15 protein-coding genes are annotated in these 22,169 nt (G+C 62.0%); 8 read left to right on the forward strand and 7 right to left on the reverse strand.

Annotation, left to right across the window (positions count from 1 at the left end; genetic code table 11):
* The 5 genes from glnA to trmL all read left to right on the forward strand — a co-directional run bounded on the left by glnA (position 1) and on the right by trmL (position 5,847).
* Entirely contained in the window at positions 1–1,404 is a 1,404-nt protein-coding gene (gene glnA / locus C1949_RS00380) for a glutamate--ammonia ligase (protein ID WP_104736498.1), read from the forward strand.
* A gap of 145 nt (positions 1,405–1,549) precedes the next feature.
* Positions 1,550–2,185, forward strand: a complete 636-nt coding sequence (locus tag C1949_RS00385; protein WP_170062968.1) for a DUF4124 domain-containing protein — start codon at positions 1,550–1,552, stop codon at positions 2,183–2,185.
* Between the two features lie 304 nt (positions 2,186–2,489).
* Positions 2,490–3,569, forward strand: coding sequence for a nitrogen regulation protein NR(II) (glnL, locus tag C1949_RS00390; protein WP_104736500.1), 1,080 nt, complete (start codon positions 2,490–2,492; stop codon positions 3,567–3,569).
* Between the two features lie 123 nt (positions 3,570–3,692).
* Positions 3,693–5,135: a nitrogen regulation protein NR(I) gene (gene ntrC / locus C1949_RS00395; RefSeq protein WP_104736501.1), complete on the forward strand. Its 1,443-nt coding sequence runs from the start codon at positions 3,693–3,695 to the stop codon at positions 5,133–5,135.
* A gap of 247 nt (positions 5,136–5,382) precedes the next feature.
* Positions 5,383–5,847 (forward strand): tRNA (uridine(34)/cytosine(34)/5-carboxymethylaminomethyluridine(34)-2'-O)-methyltransferase TrmL, encoded by a 465-nt coding sequence (gene trmL, locus C1949_RS00400; RefSeq protein WP_104736502.1) that lies wholly within the window; start codon positions 5,383–5,385, stop codon positions 5,845–5,847.
* Between the two features lie 173 nt (positions 5,848–6,020).
* On the opposite strand, the gene C1949_RS00405 is transcribed toward trmL, so the two are convergent.
* A complete protein-coding gene (locus C1949_RS00405; RefSeq protein ID WP_104736503.1) occupies positions 6,021–6,998 on the reverse strand; it encodes an NADPH:quinone oxidoreductase family protein in 978 nt (325 codons plus the stop codon).
* Positions 6,999–7,171: 173 nt separating this feature from the next.
* Here C1949_RS00405 and C1949_RS00410 point away from each other — a divergent pair, with 173 nt between their 5' ends.
* A complete protein-coding gene (locus C1949_RS00410; RefSeq protein WP_104736504.1) occupies positions 7,172–7,576 on the forward strand; it encodes a flagellar basal body-associated FliL family protein in 405 nt (134 codons plus the stop codon).
* Positions 7,577–7,605: 29 nt separating this feature from the next.
* Here C1949_RS00410 and gshA read toward each other — a convergent pair whose 3' ends face one another.
* From gshA to C1949_RS00425, 3 genes are all read right to left on the reverse strand, one after another.
* Positions 7,606–9,183, reverse strand: a complete 1,578-nt coding sequence (gene gshA, locus C1949_RS00415; protein WP_104736505.1) for a glutamate--cysteine ligase — start codon at positions 9,181–9,183, stop codon at positions 7,606–7,608.
* A gap of 77 nt (positions 9,184–9,260) precedes the next feature.
* Entirely contained in the window at positions 9,261–9,665 is a 405-nt protein-coding gene (locus tag C1949_RS00420; protein ID WP_088276073.1) for a PaaI family thioesterase, read from the reverse strand.
* Between the two features lie 4 nt (positions 9,666–9,669).
* Positions 9,670–11,988: a Tex family protein gene (locus C1949_RS00425; RefSeq protein WP_104736506.1), complete on the reverse strand. Its 2,319-nt coding sequence runs from the start codon at positions 11,986–11,988 to the stop codon at positions 9,670–9,672.
* A 194-nt stretch (positions 11,989–12,182) separates the two neighbouring features.
* Between C1949_RS00425 and ompR the strand changes: the two genes are divergently transcribed.
* The gene (ompR, locus tag C1949_RS00430) at positions 12,183–12,905 is read left to right on the forward strand and encodes an osmolarity response regulator transcription factor OmpR (RefSeq protein ID WP_104736507.1); all 723 of its coding nucleotides are present in this window, start codon (positions 12,183–12,185) and stop codon (positions 12,903–12,905) included.
* A complete protein-coding gene (locus tag C1949_RS00435; protein ID WP_229744327.1) occupies positions 12,902–14,209 on the forward strand; it encodes an ATP-binding protein in 1,308 nt (435 codons plus the stop codon). Before ompR ends, C1949_RS00435 begins: the two co-directional genes overlap by 4 nt.
* 13 nt (positions 14,210–14,222) lie before the next feature.
* On the opposite strand, the gene C1949_RS00440 is transcribed toward C1949_RS00435, so the two are convergent.
* The 3 genes from C1949_RS00440 to C1949_RS00450 are packed head-to-tail and all read right to left on the reverse strand — an operon-like array spanning position 14,223 to position 22,168.
* The gene (locus C1949_RS00440; RefSeq protein WP_104736508.1) at positions 14,223–14,699 is read right to left on the reverse strand and encodes a chemotaxis protein CheW; all 477 of its coding nucleotides are present in this window, start codon (positions 14,697–14,699) and stop codon (positions 14,223–14,225) included.
* Between the two features lie 34 nt (positions 14,700–14,733).
* Positions 14,734–15,699: a chemotaxis protein CheB gene (locus tag C1949_RS00445; RefSeq protein WP_104736816.1), complete on the reverse strand. Its 966-nt coding sequence runs from the start codon at positions 15,697–15,699 to the stop codon at positions 14,734–14,736.
* On the reverse strand, positions 15,692–22,168 hold the full coding sequence (locus C1949_RS00450; protein ID WP_104736509.1) for a hybrid sensor histidine kinase/response regulator: 6,477 nt from the start codon (positions 22,166–22,168) through the stop codon (positions 15,692–15,694). Before C1949_RS00450 ends, C1949_RS00445 begins: the two co-directional genes overlap by 8 nt.
* Position 22,169 lies beyond the last annotated feature (1 nt).

Raw genomic sequence — 22,169 nt, forward strand, 5'->3', positions numbered from 1 at the left:
ATGTCGAAAGCGATGCAACTGATCAACGAGCATGACGTGAAGTGGGTAGACCTGCGCTTCACCGACACCAAGGGCAAACAGCAGCACGTCACCATGCCGGCCCGTGATGTCAACGAAGACTTCTTCGAAGACGGCAAGATGTTCGACGGCTCCTCGATTGCCGGCTGGAAAGGTATCGAAGCGTCCGACATGATCCTCATGCCCGATGACAGCACCGCCGTTCTGGACCCGTTCACCGAAGAGCCGACCCTGATCATCGTCTGCGACATCATCGAGCCCTCCACCATGCAGGGCTACGAGCGTGACCCGCGCGGCATCGCCAAGCGCGCCGAAGAATACATGAAGTCCACCGGTATCGGTGACACCGTATTCGTTGGTCCGGAACCGGAATTCTTCGTCTTCGACGAAGTGAAATTCAAGTCCGACATCTCCGGTTCCATGTTCAAGATCTTCTCCGAGCAGGCTTCCTGGAACACTGACGGCGACTTCGAGACTGGCAACAAAGGCCACCGTCCGGGCGTCAAAGGTGGTTACTTCCCGGTGCCGCCGGTCGATCACGACCACGAAATCCGTACTGCCATGTGTAACGCCATGGAAGAAATGGGCCTGACCATCGAAGTTCACCACCACGAAGTGGCAACTGCTGGCCAGAACGAAATCGGCGTACTGTTCAACACCCTGGTGAAGAAAGCCGACGAAGTACAAACCCTGAAGTACTGCGTACACAACGTTGCTGACGCGTTCGGCAAGACCGCTACCTTCATGCCGAAGCCGCTGTACGGCGACAACGGTTCCGGTATGCACGTTCACATGTCCATCGCCAAAGACGGCAACAACACCTTTGCTGGCGAAGGTTACTCCGGCCTGTCTGACACCGCCCTGTACTTCATCGGCGGTATCATCAAGCACGGTAAGGCACTGAACGCGTTCACCAACCCGTCCACCAACTCCTACAAGCGTCTGGTCCCGGGCTTCGAAGCTCCGGTCATGCTGGCCTACTCCGCCCGCAACCGTTCCGCTTCCATCCGTATCCCGTACGTTTCCAGCCCGAAAGCCCGTCGCATCGAAGCACGCTTCCCGGATCCGGCTGCCAACCCCTACCTGGCCTTCGCAGCGCTGCTGATGGCTGGCCTGGACGGCATCCAGAACAAGATCCACCCCGGCGATGCAGCCGACAAGAACCTGTACGATCTGCCGCCGGAAGAGTCCGCGCTGATCCCGCAGGTGTGCGGCAGCCTGAAAGAGGCACTGGAAGCATTGGACGCAGACCGCGACTTCCTGACCAAGGGCGACGTGTTCACCAACGAGTTCATCGACGCTTACATGGAGCTGAAGAGCGCCGAAGAGATCAAGGTTCGCACCTTCGTTCACCCGCTGGAATACGACCTGTACTACAGCGTCTAATCCAGAGACAGGCAACTGTCACCCAAAAAAAGGGGTGCCCGGTCGGGCGCCCCTTTTTTACGTCTGTCGCCAAGGCAGACCAAGGCAGTTGCCAGCTTTCCCGGACGGTGCCAGCATGAGCAGATGTCTCAAGGAGAGTACGACAATGCCGCGCAAGCTTATCTTTGCCCTGTGCAGCGCGCTGATCTTCAGCCAGAGCGCCACTGCCGAGATCTATACCTGGACCGATGCCGAAGGCAACACCGTCTACTCGGACCAGCCATCCCCCAATGCCAAGCGCATTGAGATTTCCACGCCCAACGCCATGGATGCACCGCGCCCTGCTCCGACCTATAACCAGAGCAGCAGCACCACCGGCAATGCGGCAACAAGCCAAGGACGCTACCGCCGCCTGGAAATCACCAGCCCTGCCGACGACAGCGGGGTACGGGCCAACGACGGCAATCTGGTGCTCGGCATTGCCATTGACCCGCCGCTGCGAAGCGGAGCGCTGCTTCGGGCCCGAGTCGATGGCACCCTCTCCACCCAGGCACTGCCGGGCGATGGCCAGAACGAGGCCAGCCTGACCCTGCCCAACCTGGATCGGGGGTCGCACCAGATTGAAGCGGTGATCACTGACGCCAGCGGCCAGGAATTGATCGCCAGCAGCCCGATCACCGTCCACGTGCAGCGCACCTCTTTAAACCAGCCCGGCCGAATCAACTCACCCAACCAGGCACCGCGGGCGCCAGCCGCACCGACAGCGCCGAACGTGCCCAAGCCACCCGCCAGCACCCCCTGACCCACCCCTTCCAGCGCGAGTGACGAGCGCACCAAATCGGTGCATACTCGTCACTCGCGACTCCAATTCGCGCACCGTTCCAATGCGCCCAGCCGATATCCACTAGCCCGACAACCTACTGAAACGTCCGCTCAAGGCCCTCGTCGGCAGCGAGAACACCAGCAAAAACAGGGCCTGCGCACGCGCCTGAGCATTCCGGGGGCCACTCGTCACAGAAACGGGCAACGGATTATCCATCTCTCCCGGAATACGCCCCGAATTGGTTCGCTTCTTGCATTTCCTTGCCCAAACGACGGATATAGCCATGCTGCCAGACCGATTTCTACGCCAGATTCTCGATAACCTGACCACTGCCGTGCTGCTGCTGGACAGCGACCTGCGCCTGAGCTTCATGAATCCCGCGGCGGAAATGCTGCTGGCAGTCAGCGGACAACGGGTATATCAACAGCCCTTGCAAGGGCTGTTCACTGATAGCGCGGCAGCCCTCGATTCGCTGCACAACGCGGTTGAGAACGGCCACCCTTTTACCAAGCGCGAAGCCCAGCTAACCCTTGGCAACGGCCAGAGCATGATGGCTGATTATTCGGTCACACCGATCATTGCCGCCAACCGCAACTGGCTGCTGATGGAACTGTATCCACGTGATCGCCTGCTGCGTATCACCAAGGAAGAGGCCCAGCTGTCCAAACAGGAAGTGACCAAGGTACTGGTGCGCGGCCTGGCCCATGAGATTAAGAATCCGCTCGGAGGCATTCGCGGCGCGGCTCAGCTGCTGGCCCGAGAACTGCCGGAAGAGAGTCTGAAAGACTATACCGACGTGATCATTGAAGAGGCCGACCGGCTGCGCAATCTGGTCGACAGCATGCTTGGCCCGTACCGGCCACCCGCGCTGCGACCGATCAACATTCACGAGATCACCGAGCGGGTCTGCAGCCTGATCGAGGCCGAAACCCAGGGCGCGCTGCACATCAAGCGCGACTACGACCCGAGCATCCCGGATGTCCAGGCCGACCGTGAGCAACTGATCCAGGCGCTGCTGAACATTGTCCGCAACGCCATGCAGGCACTCGCTGCCAATGGTCCGCTTGAGCAGGGCCAGATCACCCTGCGCACCCGCACGCTGCGCCAGTTCACGATCGGCCAGACCCGCTACCGACTGGTTTGCCGGGTTGAGGTGATCGACAACGGCCCTGGCATTCCGGCCGACATCGCCGAGAGTATCTTCTACCCCATGGTCAGTGGCCGGGCCGAAGGAACCGGGCTTGGCCTGTCGATTACCCAGAACATCATCAGCCAGCATCAGGGCCTGATCGAATGTGACAGCGTGCCGGGAGAAACCACTTTTACCCTGTTCCTACCACTGGAACAGGAGGGGGCCGACTGAGATGCAGCCACGCCCCCATGACAACACCAGTGCTGCCCCGACGGCAGCGCGACCTTACGCATTCTTGCCTCTGCGCAATGCCTCAACTGCCTGCCGGTGAAACCGGAACTGGAGAACTGTTTTATGACCCGCTCACAGAATCGTGCCGAGAACGTCTGGATCGTTGATGACGATCGTTCCATCCGCTGGGTACTGGAGAAGGCCTTGCAACAGGAAGGCATGGAGCCGGTCGCCTTCGATAGCGCAGACGCCGCACTGGCACGCCTGCAGCGTCAGCACCCGGATGTTCTGATCAGCGACATTCGCATGCCTGGCACCAGCGGTCTGGACCTGCTGGCGACCGTGCGCGAACGCTATCCGAAACTGCCGGTCATCATCATGACTGCCCATTCCGACCTGGACAGCGCCGTCGCCTCCTATCAGGGTGGTGCGTTCGAATACCTGCCCAAGCCATTCGACGTAGACGAAGCCGTTGCTCTGGTACGCCGTGCTCTGGCCCATACCCACGAGCAGGAGGCGCAGGAAGAAGAAACCCTGCAGACCCGTACCCCGGAGATCATTGGTGAAGCGCCGGCCATGCAGGAAGTCTTCCGCGCCATTGGCCGTCTGTCGCACTCCAATATTACCGTGCTGATCAACGGTGAATCCGGTACCGGCAAGGAGCTGGTCGCCCACGCTCTGCACCGCCACAGCCCGCGCTCGCACAATCCCTTCATCGCCCTGAACATGGCGGCGATTCCCAAGGACCTGATGGAGTCCGAGCTGTTCGGTCACGAGAAAGGCGCTTTTACCGGCGCCGCCGTACAGCGCCGTGGCCGCTTTGAGCAAGCCGACGGCGGCACGCTGTTCCTCGACGAGATCGGCGACATGCCCGCCGAAACCCAGACCCGGCTGCTGCGGGTACTGGCCGATGGCGAATTCTACCGGGTAGGCGGCCACACACCGATCAAAGTCGACGTGCGCATCATCGCCGCCACCCACCAGAATCTGGAAGGGCTGGTGCAAGCTGGCAAGTTCCGCGAGGATTTGTTCCACCGCCTCAACGTCATCCGCATCCATATTCCCAAACTGGCCGAACGCCGCGAAGACATCCCGGCCCTGGCCCAGCACTTCCTCGCACGCGCCGCGCAGGAACTGGCCGTCGAGCCGAAGACCCTGAAGCCGCAAACCCAGGACTACCTGCGCAACCTGCCGTGGCCCGGCAACGTGCGCCAGCTGGAGAACACCTGCCGCTGGATCACCGTCATGGCGTCCAGCCGCGAGGTATTGATCGAGGACCTGCCCCCGGAACTGCTCACCCAGCACCAGGACAGTGCGCCGGATGGGCACTGGGAGCACGGATTGCGCACCTGGGCCGATCAGGAACTGGCTCGCGGCGTCACCAACCTGCTGGATATCGCGGTACCCGCATTTGAACGCATCATGATCGAAACGGCCCTCAAGCACACCGCCGGCAGACGCCGGGATGCCGCGCAGTTACTGGGCTGGGGCCGAAATACCCTGACCCGCAAAATCAAGGAACTGGGCATGAATGTCGACGGTTCCGACGACGATGAAAGCGAATAAAGTACACCTGCAAGAAAACTGGCACGCTTGATGCTAAATGACTAATGGGTGTATTTGGGGTGACCTCGGTTCAGGCAGGCTGGGGTCGCCTTTTTTTTGAGCTGCAAGCCTCAAGCTACAAGCCACAAGAAAACCCAAACCCTTCCAGCCTTCGGACTAACACCAACGCTCGCAGCACCACGGACTACTTGAAGCTTGCCGCTCCAACCGGGTAGCCTACCGCTCCGCCCTTGCGTAGCCGCCAGCCATGTTTCATATCGCCCTGCTCGAACCCGAAATCCCGCCGAACACCGGCAACATCATCCGCCTGTGCGCCAATACCGGCTGCCAGCTGCACTTGATAGAACCGCTGGGTTTTGAACTGGATGACAAGCGCCTGCGCCGCGCTGGGCTGGATTACCACGAGTTTGCCGCCGTACGCAGTTACCCGGATCTGACCAGTTGTCTGGAACAGGTGCAACCGAACCGAGTGTTCGCACTGAGCACCAAAGGCACCCGCTGGTTCAGCGAGCCTGAATATCAACCGGGCGACCTGTTCCTGTTCGGGCCGGAGAGCCGCGGCCTGCCAGCTGATGTACGTGAATCACTGCCAACCGATCAGGTACTGCGTATTCCGATGCAGGCCAACAGCCGTAGCCTGAACCTGTCCAACAGTGCAGCAATACTGATCTACGAGGCCTGGCGCCAGCAGGGGTATGGGGGCGCGCTTTAGCGCGCCCAGCCGCAAGCCGCTCAGTCTGTCCCTGGCATTGATGCTGCCACATGGTATTTAGGAATTAGAGTGTCGTCGCGCCCATGAAAAAACCCGCGCGATTCAACACCGCGCGGGTTTTTCTTGTAGCTTGCCGCTTGTGGCTTCCCACCAGGGCCAGCCTGCGGCTGGCGTTAGCGGGTCTTGACGACCACTTTGCCCACCGCCTGACGGGTGCTGAGGATGTTCAGCGCAGCTTCGTACTCGTTCAGCTCGAAGGTCTTGGAGACCAGCGGCTTGAGCTTGCCTTCGCTGTACCAGCGGAACATTTCCTGGAAGTTCTCCAGATTGACCTGCGGCTCACGGGCAGCAAAGGCACCCCAGAACACACCCACGATGGACGAGCCTTTCAGCAGCGCCAGGTTGACCGGGAATTCCGGGATACGGCCGCTGGCGAAGCCAACAACCAGCAGACGGCCTTTCCAGTTGATGCAGCGCACGGCTTCGTCGAACAGGTCGCCACCGACCGGATCATAGATCACGTCAGCGCCCTGGCCGTTGGTCAGTTCCTTGACCGCATCCTTCAGGCTGACTTCGCTGTAGTTGATCAACTCGTCAGCACCAGCGGCCTTGGCGACTTCCAGCTTTTCAGCGCTGGAGGCAGCAGCAATGACGCGCGCGCCCATGGCTTTACCCAGTTCAACCGCAGCCAGACCAACGCCGCCAGAAGCGCCCAGCACCAGCAGGGTTTCACCCGGCTTGAGTTCGCCACGCTGCTTCAGCGCGTGCATGGAAGTACCGTAGGTCATGCTGAAACCGGCGGCGGTAACATAATCCATGTCGGCCGGCATTGGCAGCACGCGCATCGCGTCGGTAGCGACCTTCTCGGCAAAACTGCCGAAACCGGTCAGACCCATTACCCGATCACCGACTTTCAGGTGTTTGACGTTCTCGCCAACACTGGCAACCACGCCAGCCGCTTCACCACCCGGGGAGAACGGGAAAGGCGGCTTGACCTGATACTTGCCTTCGATGATCAGGGTGTCGGGGAAGTTGACGCCGGCAGCGTGGATGTCGATGACGACTTCGTTTTTCTTGGCAACCGGATCAGCAGTCTCTTCCAGCACCAGACTGCTGGCAGGGCCGTAGGCTTTGCACAGTACCGCTTTCATTGTTGTCTCCTTGGCTTAAGCTGAGCAATGGCGACAGTCTAGACGTGAACCCGGCTACAGGGTCAATCACCATGCCCTGAAGTGATAGGTTCGCATAAGGTCAAAGGCACGGCTATTTGGCGCTGAACCGCACCTCGGCTATCCTGTGCGCACTTTAATGGAGTTTCAGTCCGATGCATCGCAACCCCCTCACTACCCTGCTGCTGGCCCTGACGTTAATTGCTACCCCGGTTCTGGCGGAAGAGGAAGCCGCAGCCCCCACAGCCCAATACGTCGAACTTAAGCCCGCCTTCGTTGGCACCCTGGGCGCCGGCCCGCGGATTCAGTATCTGAAGGCCGATGTCGCACTGCGCACTGACGACCCGGCTGCGGTCGAGCGTATCCACTACCATGACGCGCTGATCCGCAACGCGCTGGTCTTCCTGTTCAGCGAACAGCTGCCAGAGAACCTGAGCACGCTGGAAGGCAAGGAAGCACTGCGGGCCAGCGCGCTGGCCGCCGTACAGAAGGTACTGGAAGAGGAAGAAGGTGACCCGTTGGTCGATGACCTGCTGTTCACCAACCTGATCGTGCAGTGACAACTGCGGGGGCTTAGGCCCCCGGTATATCAGGCCTGCTGACTCAGATAACGATCCACAAAGGTATCGAAGTCGACGTCATCTGCCGCTTCAATCGCTGCCTGCTCCGCCAGTGATGCGGTCGCCTCAGTGGCCATTCGCTCCTGCGCATCGCTATCCAGCGGGCGGGCACGAAAATTCTGGCTGTGCTCCTCGGATTGCGCCAGGGCAAAGCGGAAGAAGCTGTCGCCGTGCTCGGCAATCGCCGCCAGCACCTTGGCCGACGGCGTCAGCGACGCATCCTTGAGCTTGGCGCGCTGAACGGCAACGGACTCCAGAAACGCCGAACCGCCCTGTGACTGGTCGAGCAGTTCTGCGCAGGCGGAAATTCCGTCCAGCAAAGACTCGCCCCAGCTGACCAGGCTGCGTTCGCTGCCATTGTCGCTCAACATCAGGCCGGGCTCGCGGCCGCGCTTGACCGCCAGACTGAAGTTACCCGCCGCCTGCTCACACTCGCTGTCGCTCAGCTCGGGGCTGTCGTTGATCGCGCAGAACAGCAGGAAACTGTCGAGGAAACGGGCTGTCGCCGGCTCGATTCCGAGCGGCACGAAGGGATCGATATCCAGGCAGCGAACCTCGATGTACTCGACTCCGCGCTCACGCAGGGCATGCACTGGCTTCTCACCACTGTTGGCGACCCGCTTGGGGCGGATCGGGCTGTAGAACTCGTTTTCGATCTGCAACAGGTTGGTATTGAGCTGCTGCCATTCGCCGTTGGCGTCATGGGTACCCAGCGCCTCATACGGGGCGTAAGGCAGGCTGATCGCATCCAGCATGCTGTTGATGTAGTTGTCGAGACTGTTGTAGCAGACGTTCAGACCGGACTGGGCGTTGTTGTTGTAGCCCAGGTCGCTCATCCGCAGGCTAGTCGCCCACGGCAGGTACAGACTGTGCTCACCCAGCGGCTGCAGCCGGTGATCTCGACCTTGCAGGAAGCTGGCACATACTGCGGGAGAGGCACCGAACAGATACATCAACAACCAGGCATAGCGGCGGAAATTGCGAATCAGTGCGAAATAACGCTCGGACTGATAGTCCTGCGCGCTGCGGGTATCGCCCTCTTTAGCCTGCATGACCTGCCACAGCTGTGGCGGCAGCGAGAAGTTGTAGTGAATGCCGGCAATGCACTGCATCGCCTTGCCGTAACGCACCGCCAGCCCGCGCCGGTAAACGTATTTCAGAGTGCCTACGTTGGAGGTGCCATACCAGGCAATCGGAATCGCCTCATCGGTGGCCGGCAGACGACAGGGCATAGACTCAGTCCACAGCCGCTCATCGCCCAGTTCGCCATAAGTAAAGCGATGAATTTCGTCCAACTGGCCGAATAGCTCCTCGATCCCCTTGCTGACCGGCGTAATCAGCTCCAGCAGCGCTTCGGAGTAGTCGGTGGTGATCCGTGGATGGGTCAGCGCTGAACCCAGCGCCTGCGGGTGCGGCGTCTGCGCCAGCGTCCCGTCGGCGGAGATACGCAGACTTTCCTTCTCGATACCGTGCTGACAGTCGCTCAGCAACGAGCGGTTCGCGGGTGTCGCCAGCAGGGCGAGGCGTTCACGGAGCAGTGGTGACAAAGCGTCACTCCTTAGGCAATGGATCGACGTACGTCGTCGACCCGTTTAATCAGTATAGAAAGACCGCAAGGCGCCGCTCAGATACGAGCGAAGGTCCCCAAACACTTGGCTACCAGCACGCCATCCTGCCACACCTCACCGTCCACGACGATGGTGCGCGTACCGGCGTGCATCACCTTGCCGGTGCATTCCAGCACACCGCCGGTAACCGCCCGGGTGTAGTTGATCTTGCACTCGATGGTGGCGGTGCTTTCGTGCGGTTCCAGCACACTGAACGCGGAAGCGCCCATCGCCGAGTCCAGCAGGGTAAACACCACCCCGCCATGCACCCGGCCGGTGGAGTTGAAGTGCTTATCGTCAATCGGCAGGCGCAGGGTACATAACCCACGCTCAATCGCGGCAAACTCGATGCCCACCAGGGCGGTGAAGGCGCTGCTGCGCTCGGCAGCAAAGGCGGCCAATGCCGGATGCAATTCGCTCATGGGATCATTTCTTCTTCAGATTTTTGGCATTGGCAAACAGGTTGGCGAAGGTGCCGCCCGCGTCGGCCGGGCGCGCACTGTTGCCGCGCGGTGCGCCCTGCCGACCACGATTGCGCTCACCCGGCTGCTGGCGTTCGCCGGCGGGCTGAGGCTTGTCGTCCAGGCGCATGGTCAGGCTGATGCGCTGACGCGGGATATCCACCTCAAGTACTTTAACCTTGACGATGTCACCGGCCTTGACCACGTCACGCGGGTCCTTGACGAACTGGTGCGAAAGCATGGAAATATGCACCAGACCATCCTGATGCACGCCGATATCGACAAAGGCACCGAAGTTGGCCACGTTGGTAACCACCCCTTCCAGCGTCATGCCCGGCTTGAGGTCCTTCAGGCTCTCGACCCCTTCCTGGAATTCGGCCGCCTTGAACTCGGGGCGCGGATCGCGACCGGGCTTGTCCAACTCGCGCAGGATGTCGGTAATAGTCGGGATACCAAAGTGTTCGTCGGTGTAACGCGCCGGTTCCAGCTTGCGTAGGAAGGTCGAGTCACCGATCAGACCGCGGACATCACGGCCGGTCTGTTCGGCAATCCGCTCGACCAGCGGATAGGCCTCCGGGTGCACCGCCGAGGCATCCAGCGGGTTGTCGCCGTTCATCACCCGCAGGAAGCCCGCGGCCTGCTCAAAGGTCTTTTCACCGAGGCGGCTAACCTTGAGCAACTCGCGACGGTTGCGGAAGGCACCGTTACTATCGCGGTAATCGACGATGTTCTGGGCGATGCTCGGGTTCAGGCCGGAGACCCGGGTCAGCAGCGCCGCGGACGCGGTATTCAGATCGACGCCGACCGCGTTCACACAGTCCTCAACCACCGCGTCCAGCCCGCGTGCCAGCTTCACCTGAGAAACATCGTGCTGATACTGGCCGACGCCGATTGCCTTGGGCTCAATCTTCACCAGTTCGGCCAGCGGGTCCTGCAGACGGCGGGCGATGGACACCGCGCCACGGTAGGTCACGTCCAGATCCGGAAACTCACGGGCCGCCAGCTCGGAGGCCGAGTACACCGACGCGCCCGCCTCGGAGACCATCACCTTCTGCATTTTCTGCCCGCTGCACAGCTTGATCAGGTCGGCAGCCAGCTTGTCGGTTTCACGCGAGGCGGTGCCGTTGCCGACGGCAATCAGGTCAACCTGATGCTTGCTGCACAACGCCGCCAGGGTCGCCAGCGAGCGGTCCCAGTCATTGCGCGGCGCATGGGGGAAGATAGTGGCGGTGTCGAGCAGCTTGCCGGTGGCATCAACCACCACCACCTTGACCCCGGTACGCAACCCCGGGTCGAGGCCCAGCGTAACGCGCGGGCCGGCCGGGGCCGACAGCAGCAGGTCTTTCAGGTTGCTGGCGAATACGCGGATCGCCTCGTCTTCGGCGGCTTCGCGCAGCTCGCCGAGCAGTTCGGTTTCCAGATGGCCAAGCAGCTTGACCCGCCAGGTCCAGCGCACAACCTCGTTGAGCCAGCGATCAGCCGCGCGGCCCTGATTGACGATGCCAACGGTCTCAGCCACCAGTGCCTCACAGGGATGCATGGTACCCGGCGCCGGTTCGGCGTCGCCCAATTCCAGGGCGATGCTCAGCACGCCCTCGTTGCGGCCGCGCAGAATCGCCAGCGCGCGGTGCGACGGCACCTTCTTCAGCGGCTCATCGTATTCGAAATAGTCGGCAAACTTGGCGCCTTCCTGCTCCTTGCCGACAACCACCCGGGACACGACACGACCGTCATCACGCAGCGCACCGCGCAGGCGCTCCAGCAGGCTGGCATTCTCGGCAAAGCGCTCCATCAAGATGTACTTGGCCCCATCCAGAGCGGCCTTGGCGTCCGCTACGCCCTTATCGGCATCAACATAACCGGCAGCGGTGCTCTCCGGATCCAGCATCGGATCAGCAAACAACGCATCAGCCAGCGGCTCCAGGCCCGCCTCAATGGCGATCTGGCCCTTGGTGCGGCGCTTGGGCTTGTAGGGCAGGTAGAGGTCTTCCAGCCGGGTCTTGGTGTCGGCCTCGCGAATATCGCGTTCCAGCTCCGGGCTCAGCTTGCCCTGCTCGGCAATGCTCGAGAGCACCGCGGTACGCCGGTCTTCCAGTTCACGCAGATAGCGCAGGCGCTCTTCGAGATAGCGCAACTGGGTGTCGTCCAGACTACCGGTTACTTCCTTGCGGTAACGGGCAATAAACGGGACGCTGGCGCCCTCGTCCAGCAGGGTGACGGTAGCGGCAACCTGCTCGGGGCGAACCGACAGTTCGCTGGCGATGCGCGAGGCAATACTCTGCATGGGGAGACACTTCCACTCTTGGCTATGACAGGCCGGGCAGTATAACCGACAGATGCGCCCGTGGTCGGCCTTCATAAAGCGGCTGGATGATGGCGTCATAACAGGGTAAAAAGAAACCTCTTGTAACAATGGCCAGCCCGCAAGCTACGGGGGCTGGGTCACAATGCAGGCTCACTCACTCCGATAGGTGATACATGGCTGACGAAGGCGAAAAAATTCTGATTGTCGATGACGATGTGCGGTTGCGACGGCTGCTCGAGCGCTTTCTCGGCGAACAGGGTTACCGCGTTCGCGCCGTGGAAGATGTGGCTCAGATGGACCGTCTGCTGGCCCGTGAAATCTATTCGCTGATCGTGCTCGACCTGATGCTGCCCGGGGAAGATGGCATGAGCGCCTGCGCACGCCTGCGGGCCGAGGGCAACACCACGCCGATCATCATGCTGACGGCCAAGGGCGATGAGACCAGCCGCATCCAGGGGCTGGAGATCGGTGCCGACGACTATCTGCCCAAGCCGTTCAACCCCCGCGAGCTGGTTGCCCGCATGAAGGCTGTACTGCGTCGCCAGGCACCGCAGGTGCCGGGTGCGCCGAGCACTGACGACGATCAGGTCACCTTCGGCGAGTTCACTCTCAACCTCGCAACCCGTGAACTCAAGCGCGGCGACGAGGTGAACATGCTGACCACCGGCGAGTTCGCCGTGCTCAAAGCGCTGGTACGTCACCCGCGCGAGCCGCTGACCCGTGACAAGCTGATGCAGCTGGCCCGTGGTCGCGAGTGGGATGCACTGGAACGTTCGATCGACGTACAGATCTCCCGCCTGCGCCGCATGCTTGAACCCGATCCGTCCAAGCCGCGTTACATCCAGACTGTCTGGGGTGTTGGCTACGTCTTCGTGCCGGACGGTCAGAATACGTGAAGGGCGGACCCGGCTGGCACCCATTGTTGCCACGTAGTTTCTTCGGCCGCACCATCCTGCTGGTGCTGATTGTCACCCTGTTTTCCCAGGTGCTGACGCTGATCTACCTATTGAGCAACGAGGACCTGCTGGTTGACCGCCAGTACAGCCACGGCACCGCGATGCTGGTGCGCGCCTACTGGGCCAGTGGACCGGATGCGCGCCGCGACATCGAGGAAATGACCGGTATCCGTATCATGGTGCCCGAGCAGGTGCCGCAGGGTGAGGTGCACTGGCCTTACTCCGGCATCTTCACCCATCAGTTGCGTGACGAGCTGGGCGATCAGACCGAGGTTCGGGTGCAAACCCAGGCGCAACCGGCGGTCTGGATTCACCAGCCGATCTACGGCAACTACTGGCTCAAGGTGCCGCTGTACGCCCATCCACTGCGCGGTCAGCGGGTCTGGCTGGTGGTCACCTGGCTGGCGCTTATCGGCATGCTCTCGACTGCCGCCGCCTGGCTACTGGTGCGTCAACTCAACCATCCACTGAAGATGCTGGAACGCGCCGCCCAGCGTATCGGCCGTGGCCAGAGCGTACGACTGCTCGACACCAGCGGGCCGTCGGAGATTTCCGAGGTGTATCGGGCGTTCAATCAGATGTCACAAGACGTCGAGCAGGCCAACCGCGACCGTACCATGCTGCTGGCCGGCGTTTCCCACGATCTGCGCACCCCGCTGACCCGCATGCGGCTGTCGTCCGAGTTGCTGTCAGACGCCGAGCCCGAACTGACTGACGGCATGATTCGCGACATCGAGGACATGGACGCCATCCTCGAGCAGTTCATGAGCTACATTCGTGACGGCAGCGCCGAGCCAACCGAGGAAGGAGACATCAACGAGCTGATTCGCGAGGTAGTCGCCCCGCTGAACAGCAATGGCGAGGTGGTCAGGCTGTGTCTGGCCGAGGTACCCCACCTCACCTTCCGTCGACTGTCGCTCAAGCGCGTACTGATCAACCTGATCGATAATGCGCTGGTGCATGGCGGCACCGGCGTTGAAGTCTGCACCTACGTCACCCGCGTTGGCGCCGAGCGCCTGCTGACCGTCAGCGTGCTGGACCGCGGCCCCGGGGTAGAGATTCTCGAAAACGATGCCCTGTTCAGCCCCTTCATTCGAGGTGACCAGGCCCGGTCGACCAAGGGAACCGGACTGGGGCTGGCCATCGTCAAGCGAATTGCCGATAGCCACGGCGCACAGGTGCAGCTACTCAATCGGGTCGGCGGCGGTACCGAGGCGCGACTGAGCTTTCCGTTGAGCGACTGAGCGGCGGTGCTGCTCAGCTGGCCCGGCGCAACAGCCCCGCCTGATCCAGAGCCTGTTCCAGCGCCTGCAGATCGGGGATCAGTAGATCCTGCGGCTCATCGCTCAGGCTGACCTGCTGCAGTGTCCACTCGGTTGCGCTGGCCGTTGTCGTCAGATCACCACGCTGCAGCTTGCGGGAACGGGGAATGCCCCAGACCCGCAGCGCAATGAAATGCACCCCGGGCGTACCACCAATGGCGTTGAGAATCAGCGTCCGCGGCGATACTTCCGGGGCGTCTGCGGTGTCGCCCATCAACAGGTCGAGATCCACCATCGGCACCTGCTGTTCACGCCACAGGGTCCAGCCGAGGAACCAGTCCGGCCCATGGCTGGCCGCCTCGCTCAGACGGAAGCCCACCAGCTCGGCCACTGCCACGTTCGGCAGCAGCAACGACTGCTCACGCAGCGGTACGATCAAGCTGTTCAGTGTCTCCAGCGCATCAGACGCCATGTCCCCATTCCCTCATGATGATCAATGTTGTTGCTCAACTGGCCGCAGACCATTCCTGCGCCAGCCAGCGTTGCAGCGCGGCTGCCAGCTCCTCGGGTGAACCCTGCCGGTGGCTGAAGCCGGCATCGCGTACCGCATCGGGCATGGTCGCACAGGCCGCACTCTGCGTGTCCTGGGTCCAGACTTCAATACCCTGCTGACGCATCCGCCCGCAGGCGGCAACACCGTCTTCGCCCATGCCACTGAAGATAATTGCACCGCAGGCCGGGCCAAACTGCTGACAGACCATGTCCAGCACCGTCTCAATTGACGGCTGATAAGGGCCGGGCCAGGGTTCATCACTGAGACTCAGCACGCCGTCGCGACTGAAGCCCAGGCGCTGGGCAATCGGCACCACCAACACCTCACCCGCCTGCAGGCGACTGCCGGGGCGGCAGTTGAGTATCTGCCAGTCGTTCTGCCGGCCAATGATCTGGGGCAACTGCTGTTCAAACCCGGGATCGATATGCTGAGCATAAACAAAGGCAACCGGCAGGTTCGGCGGCAGTGTATCGAGAAAGCGTTTGACCGCGGCTGGCCCGCCGAGGGACGCACCCAACACCCAGATACAGGGAGCACGCTCAGCCGGATTGGGCAGCGGTGTTGCAGCCAGACTCGGAGCCTGGCCCTGCGCCGGGGTGCCCAGCATCGGCTGCAGCTTGGCATACAGCCGGCACTGCCAACGCGGATAATCTTCGCTGTCGATGGCAGGAATTTCCCCCGCCCCCAATAGCACCGGGACCTCGCTGTGCTCAAGCAGCCACTCGGTCAGAGGTGATTCCTCTGCCAGCTCCAGCAACCAGGCATCGGCCTGAACGAGCGCCAATTGCGCTGGCTGCAACGACAACGGGTCCTCGGCGGATACGACACGGTAGCCGAAGGTGCTCAACACCTGCGCCAGCTGTTGACGCTGGCCCGCGTGGCAGGCCAGCAATGCAATACCGGGTGCCGGCTCAGCCACCACTCTCTACCAGTTGATCAATCACCTCCAGCAGCTGGGCTTCCTGATAGGGCTTACCCAGATAGACGTTGACGCCAATACCAAGCGCGCGCTCCCGGTGCTTTTCGCCGGTACGCGAGGTAATCATCACGATTGGCAGCTTCTCCAGCCGCGGATCGTGACGAACCAGCGTGGCGACCTCGAAGCCGTCCATGCGCGGCATCTCGATGTCCAGCAACATGATATCCGGCGTGATGTCCTGCAGCTTGGCGATAGCTTCGACCCCGTCCTTGGCGGTGACCACTTCCATGCCGTTACGCTCAAGCAGGCGGCTGGTAACCTTGCGCACGGTGATTGAGTCGTCGACCACCATCACCAGTGTCGGTCGCTCCTCTTCGTATTCACCAACCAGCGCTGCACGCTCGGCGGCCAGCTGCTGCAGAGCCTGCTGTGCCTGCTGGGCGCGGATGACCGCAAGCAGATCGAGAATCACCACCACCCGACCGTCGCCCAGGATGGTCGCACCGGAAATCCCCGGCACCACCGCAAACTGCTTGCCGAGGCTCTTCACCACGATTTCGCGCGAACCCGCCAGTGCATCGACCTGAACGGCGACGCTGTGTTCGGCGCCCCGCACCAGAATCACCGGCAACGGCAAGCTGTGGCCAGACAGCTTGGGCTGCTGACCGGTTACCAGCAAATCGCCGAGATAGCGCAGATCATAGGTCTTGCCAGCGTACTCGAATGGCGGCGCATCCGGCGCGTAATAGGCTTCCAGCTCGTAACCGGAAACCCGTACGATACCCTCGATGGTGTTTAGCGGGATGGCGTAAAGGTCCTCGCCCGAATACACCATTAGCGCGCGGTTTACCGACACGGTAAACGGCAGGCGGATGATGAACGTCGAGCCGTTGCCGGGCTCGGTCGTCAGCGTCATGCTGCCACCGAGCTGCTTGACCTCGGCGTTTACCACATCCATGCCGACCCCGCGGCCAGAAATCTGGGTCACCTTCTCGGCGGTAGAGAAACCCGCTTCGAGAATGTACTGCAGTACTTCCTGGTCGGTGAGATCAGTATCGGCGTCCATCAGGCCGCGTTCGACCGCCTTGCGCCGCACCGCCTCAAGGTTGATGCCGGCGCCGTCATCCTGCAGGGTCAGCACGATTTCACCACCCTCACGCTGCAGATCCAGACTGATTCGTCCTTCACGCGGCTTGCCACTGGCGGCACGCTGTTCGGGCAGCTCGATACCGTGATCCACCGCGTTGCGCAACATGTGCTCCAGCGGCCCGATCATGCGCTCCAGCACGCTACGGTCCATTTCCCCTTCAGCGTTGCCGATGGCGATATCGACCTGCTTGCCAAGCTCGCTGGCGACCTGGCGAACCACCCGGCGCAAGCGCGGCACCAGACGCTCGAACGGCACCATGCGGGTGCGCATCAAGCCTTCCTGCAGCTCGGTGTTGACCCGTGCCTGTTGCAACAACAGGGTTTCAGCGTCACGGCTGCGGGTAGCCAAAGTTTCCTTCAGGTCGAGCAAGTCAGACGCCGACTCGAACAGCGAGCGCGACAGCTGTTGCAATTGTGAGTACTGGTCCATTTCCAGCGGATCGAAGTCTTCGTATCCCGGCCCCATCTGGTCCTGGTGGCGCGACAGGATCTGCGCCTGGGTTTCCATATCGAGACGACGCAACTGATCACGCACCCGGTCGATGGTGCTTTCCACGTCTTCCAGAATCTGCGCAACGTCGGTGACCTGCTGCTCGATGCGACCACGAAAAATGGACGTTTCACCCGCCAGGTTGACCAGCTCTTCCAGCAACGCGGCGGAGACCTTAACGCTTTCCTGTGCAGCCGCCCGCTTATTGCCCTCACCGGCAGCCGGCGCATCAGCCTCCATCGCCTGCTTCAGTACGGCGTTGACGTCGGCCAGCGACATGCCGTCGGCGACCGGCGGCTCATCGGCGACAGCAACCGCGGCGGGCGGTATCGAGAACGGTGTTGCCGGCTCCGGCCCGAGAGCTTCGCTACCAGCGGCGAGTTGCGCAACCGCATCCTGCAACGCGGTGAGCTCGGACTCCTGCGCGGTACCGGCAACAAGGGCCCCTTCGAGCTGCTTGGCTTGCTCGGCCAGACCGTGTTGACCAGCCAGACGGGCACTTCCCTTGAGCGTCTGTACCCTGTGCAGCAGGTCTGCCGCAGCGGCGGCATCATTCTCCTTGGCTGCGAACAACCACTCGCAGGGCCCCAGCAGCTCCTGGGCTTCTTCGACGAACATCGCCAGCATGCCCTGCATCGGCGGCGCAAGGACCGGCTCGGCCGGTCTGTGCTCCTGCTGCGGGCTGACACTCGCCTCACTGCCGGGCAATGCCGGGACATCCCCGGGATTCTTGCGGAAGCCATTGATAGCGGCGATCAGCGCAGCACCATCACTGATGGGTCTGGAGGCGACAACCCCTTCGACCATCTCTGCCAGCGCATCGTGGCAGGCATGCAGCAGTGCAATCAGCCCTTCACTGGGCTCATACCGCTGATCACACAAGCCTTCGTAGACGAACTCCATCTCGTGGGCAAGATCGCCAATCGGGCGAATCTCGGCCATCCGTGCGCCCCCCTTGAGGGTGTGCAGGTCACGCTGCAATGCTTCTACCGCCAGCGTGTTACCAGTGTCAGCGATCCATTGCTGCAGGCTGCCTGCGGCGCTATCTATGATTTCCTGCGCTTCTTCCAGGAAGATATCGACCAGTTCGGCATCGGTACCCGCCTCGCTCAGGCTCCAGCTGCCGCCTGTCGGCGCAACCGGGGCGGCCGCTGTCGGTGCCGGCTCGATAGCCAGGCTACCGGGGATCAGCGCTTGCAACGCCTGCAATTCCGCATCGGCGGGCAGCAGGTGTTGGTGGGCCGCAACCTGATCCATCATGCTGATCAAGCGCTCATGGCCAGCCGCCAGCGCATCGACGACCGTTTCATCCGGGCTCAGCAGGCCGGCCTGCAGGCGCTCGTGCACCTGCTCAAGGGTATCGGCCAGTCGCTCCAGCGGCGCCAATTCAACTTCTGCCGCGACCTCGGCCAGAGCGCGCAAACTCGCCGCCAGCTCGTGACTGTCGAACTCGGGCGTAACGCCCGGGGTGCGCATGTTCAGCTCGTCACTGACGTCCAGCAGTTGATCAATGCCCTCAGTCAGGAAAATCGACATCAGGTCGGCGCCAGCGGCCCCTTCCAGGTCAGCCCGACCACTTTCCCGAGCACTCAGTCCCAAATCACGCAGCTGTTCGATACGCTGCAGAAATTCGTCCGATCCGGCGAGCGGCGCCTGCGGCGAAGCGACCAGTTGCTCCAGGCCGGACTCGAACAGGCCGACCGCATCACCCAGCAGCTCAACCAACGCCTGATCGGCCGGGATGAGATTAGCCTTGAAATCCTTGGTGAGTTTTTCCAACGGCGTGGCCAACAGAGCAATCGGCTGAATGCCGGCCATATGAGCACTGCCCTTGAGGGTGTGCAAGGCGCGCTGCAGCGAATCGCTCAGGGCACGCGGCGTACCGTAGTCACGGCAGTCGCGCAGATAGGCGTTGATCTGGTCGATATGGTTACGGGTTTCGTTGCGGAAAATCTCCAGCAACACCGGGTCCATTCCAGCGGCCGTATCCAGTTCGGGCTCCGGCTCGGCGGCGCCCTCAGCATCGTCGGCAGGCGCGGAGTCAAACTCAACGGGCAGAGCATCCTCCGTCGAGGCCGACATCTCGTCACCAGCCTCGTCCGGCAATACCGGCATATCTTCAAACGGCGGCACCTCGTCTGCGGGCGCGCCCTGCTCATCCAACCCGGAAGAGCCCGACTGAGCCTCGTCAACCGCCGGGGAATCAACCCCCGCATCAAAGCTCAGGTCATCGTCGAGCGTTGCCAACGGCAAGGTTTCGTCATCCGCCACGGCCACTTCGTCGAGCTCCGGCAGTTCAAACTCGCTCAGATCGACCAGTTCGATGGCTTCGGCTTCGGCTTCGGCTTCGGCTTCGGCTTCGGCTTCGGCTTCGGCTTCGGCTTCGGCTTCGGCTTCGGCTTCGGCTTCGGCTTCGGCTTCGGCTTCGGCTTCGGTATTCAGTGTGTCTGCTTCTGGCTCCAGATCCAGCGTTTCCGGCGTATCCGCGCCTGTAGCGCTGACCTCGGCAGCAGACTCGCCGGCCTCCGGCAACGCTTCTCCGCGGGCCAGTGCTTCCGCTTGCGCAGTCAACTGGGCAACCTCTGGCAGCGGCTGCTGCTGGCCTGCAGCAAAATCCTCAACCAGCCGGGGCATCAACCCGCGTACGGCGTTGACCACCTGGAACAGCGGTGTATCCGCTTCGATGCTGCGATCCAGAACCCGATTCAGCATGTTCTCGACGGCCCAGGCCAACTCGGCCAGCACCCCGGCGCGCACCATCCGACCGCTACCCTTGAGCGTATGGAAACCGCGCCGAACCTCAGCGAGCGCCTTGTTGTCTGCAAGGTCGGCCTGCCATTGCGGAGTAAACTCGGCCAGGGTTTCCAGCACTTCCCCGGCCTCTTCGACAAAAATCTCTATCAGTTCGTCATCAAGCTCGTCATCTTCCGGCTCGTCGGCCGCTACCGCTGACTGAACCTCTGGCTCTGGCTCTGGCTCTGGCTCTGGCTCTGGCTCTGGCTCTGGCTCTACAGCCTGCGGTGCGCCGGCGGCGTCGGCAAGCGGCTCAGGCTCCACCGGCAACTCCGGCGCAGCCGAGTCCTGAACCGGCGACAGGGTCGCTGACTCATCGGCAGGCTCTTCTTCTGGCAATGTCTGCGGATGGTAGCCAAGCAGTCCGAGACGCTCTTCCGCCACATCAAGAATGCTGTCGCCACGGCCGCTGTCGTCTTCAGCCAGGCGCTCCAGGTAGTAATCGATACTGGTGATAACGTCAGCCAGCGCGTCCAGAGCGGTCCAGTCCGGTACCAGCTCCCGACCTACCAGTTGCTCGTTGATATAACGCCGGCAAGCCGAAACCGCTGCTGCCGCACGCTCCAGCGGTACCATGGCAAGGCCACCGCGCACACTGGTCAACAGGGCGTCGATGGGCGCCAGTTGGGCGTGATCCCACTGATTGGCGATGAACGCGTTGATCGCTTCACGGGTTGCCTCGAGCGCGTTACGCGCTTCCTGCACCACTAACTGGTGCACCAGAGCAATGTCCTGTGCCGCGGCCAGGCCCTGCATTTCGCTGTCGCCGCCACCGTCCTGTTCGCTACGCTCGACGCCCAGAATGCCCTGCAGACTGGCCTCGACGTAGAGCATGCCGCCAGCCACATCCATCAACGCCGCATCGGTGATGGCCGACTCGCCAGACGCCAGTCGGGCGACCTGCTCGATCTGTTCAGTCAATACCCGGCGTGGCTGACCAAGGCCCAGCATCGCCAACGTATCGGCAATGCGTTTCATCACCGGCAGGATGTTCTCCAGCCCGTCAAGCTGAAGGCGGTCGCTGCGTACGAACAGATCGAACTGATCCTTCACCTGCATCAGCTCTTCGCCAAGTGCCAATGCGACCGAGTGCATGGCTTCGCGATCCGGGCCAACCAAGCGGTCGCCCACTGCGCGCTGCTCCTCGCTCCAGGTGCCCTTGAGCTGGTAACGCTCTTTCAGGGCATCCAGGCGGGGACTGCCATCGGCACTCTTGGCAACATAAAACAGCAGGTTTCGCAGCAGCTCACGCGGCGGCGCGCTCTCCAAAGCGGTTGCGCCACGCGCCATCAACTGACGCAATTCCTGATCGGCCTGACGCAGCAGCTGACGTACAGCGGCGCTGTTTTCAATGCTGCCGATCTCGAGCCCTTCGGCCACGCCGGCAAAAATCGACCAGAGCTGGGCATAGGGTGCCCCGGCACACAACGACTCCAAGCGAGCAAACACATTGCGCAGATGACGGCTGTTCTGGGCCAGCTCCTGACCACGGATTACACTGGCCTGGGCCATCTGCAGCGCCTGACGCAGCTTGCGCAGCTGCCGTACGCTGGCCTCGTCGCTGAGGTCGGCGACGGCGTCACTCCGCGGCTGGGCCTCGCCACCATCCAGCGCCGGGCTGAACACCGCGTTCTCGGACAGTAGCTTGTCACCGCGAGCGGTGCGCATGTCGTTGAGCAGCGGCAGCAACACCATAGGCAGGTCTCGGCGACCGGTCTGCACCCGATCAAGGTAGGCTGGCATCTGCAGGATCGCCTGCATCAGGACTTCCAGCGCTTCCCCTTCGCGACTGGCCGAGCCGTTCATCAACGCCTGGGCCAATTGCTCCATTTCCTCGGCAAGCAAGGCCGCACCGTAGAACTCGACCATCTGCAGCGTGCCGTGAACCTGATGGATATAGGTCAGGCAAAAACGCAGTCGGGTCGAGTCCTCGGGGTTTTCGACAAAGGCTTCCAAAGCTTGTCGCGCTTGATTCAGCGTTTCGGATATCTCGCCCTTGACCCAGTCAAGCGCGACATAATCATGCCGATCACCCATA

The organism is Halopseudomonas oceani, assembly GCF_002903165.1.
GTDB lineage: Bacteria > Pseudomonadota > Gammaproteobacteria > Pseudomonadales > Pseudomonadaceae > Halopseudomonas > Halopseudomonas oceani.

Coding starts and splice junctions, on each gene's coding strand:
- glnA (WP_104736498.1), top strand. CDS start 1: ATGTCGAAAGCGATGCAACTGATCAACGAGCATGACGTGAAGTGGGTA.
- C1949_RS00385 (WP_170062968.1), top strand. CDS start 1,550: ATGCCGCGCAAGCTTATCTTTGCCCTGTGCAGCGCGCTGATCTTCAGC.
- glnL (WP_104736500.1), top strand. CDS start 2,490: ATGCTGCCAGACCGATTTCTACGCCAGATTCTCGATAACCTGACCACT.
- ntrC (WP_104736501.1), top strand. CDS start 3,693: ATGACCCGCTCACAGAATCGTGCCGAGAACGTCTGGATCGTTGATGAC.
- trmL (WP_104736502.1), top strand. CDS start 5,383: ATGTTTCATATCGCCCTGCTCGAACCCGAAATCCCGCCGAACACCGGC.
- C1949_RS00405 (WP_104736503.1), bottom strand. CDS start 6,998: ATGAAAGCGGTACTGTGCAAAGCCTACGGCCCTGCCAGCAGTCTGGTG.
- C1949_RS00410 (WP_104736504.1), top strand. CDS start 7,172: ATGCATCGCAACCCCCTCACTACCCTGCTGCTGGCCCTGACGTTAATT.
- C1949_RS00420 (WP_088276073.1), bottom strand. CDS start 9,665: ATGAGCGAATTGCATCCGGCATTGGCCGCCTTTGCTGCCGAGCGCAGC.
- C1949_RS00425 (WP_104736506.1), bottom strand. CDS start 11,988: ATGCAGAGTATTGCCTCGCGCATCGCCAGCGAACTGTCGGTTCGCCCC.
- ompR (WP_104736507.1), top strand. CDS start 12,183: ATGGCTGACGAAGGCGAAAAAATTCTGATTGTCGATGACGATGTGCGG.
- C1949_RS00440 (WP_104736508.1), bottom strand. CDS start 14,699: ATGGCGTCTGATGCGCTGGAGACACTGAACAGCTTGATCGTACCGCTG.
- C1949_RS00450 (WP_104736509.1), bottom strand. CDS start 22,168: ATGGGTGATCGGCATGATTATGTCGCGCTTGACTGGGTCAAGGGCGAG.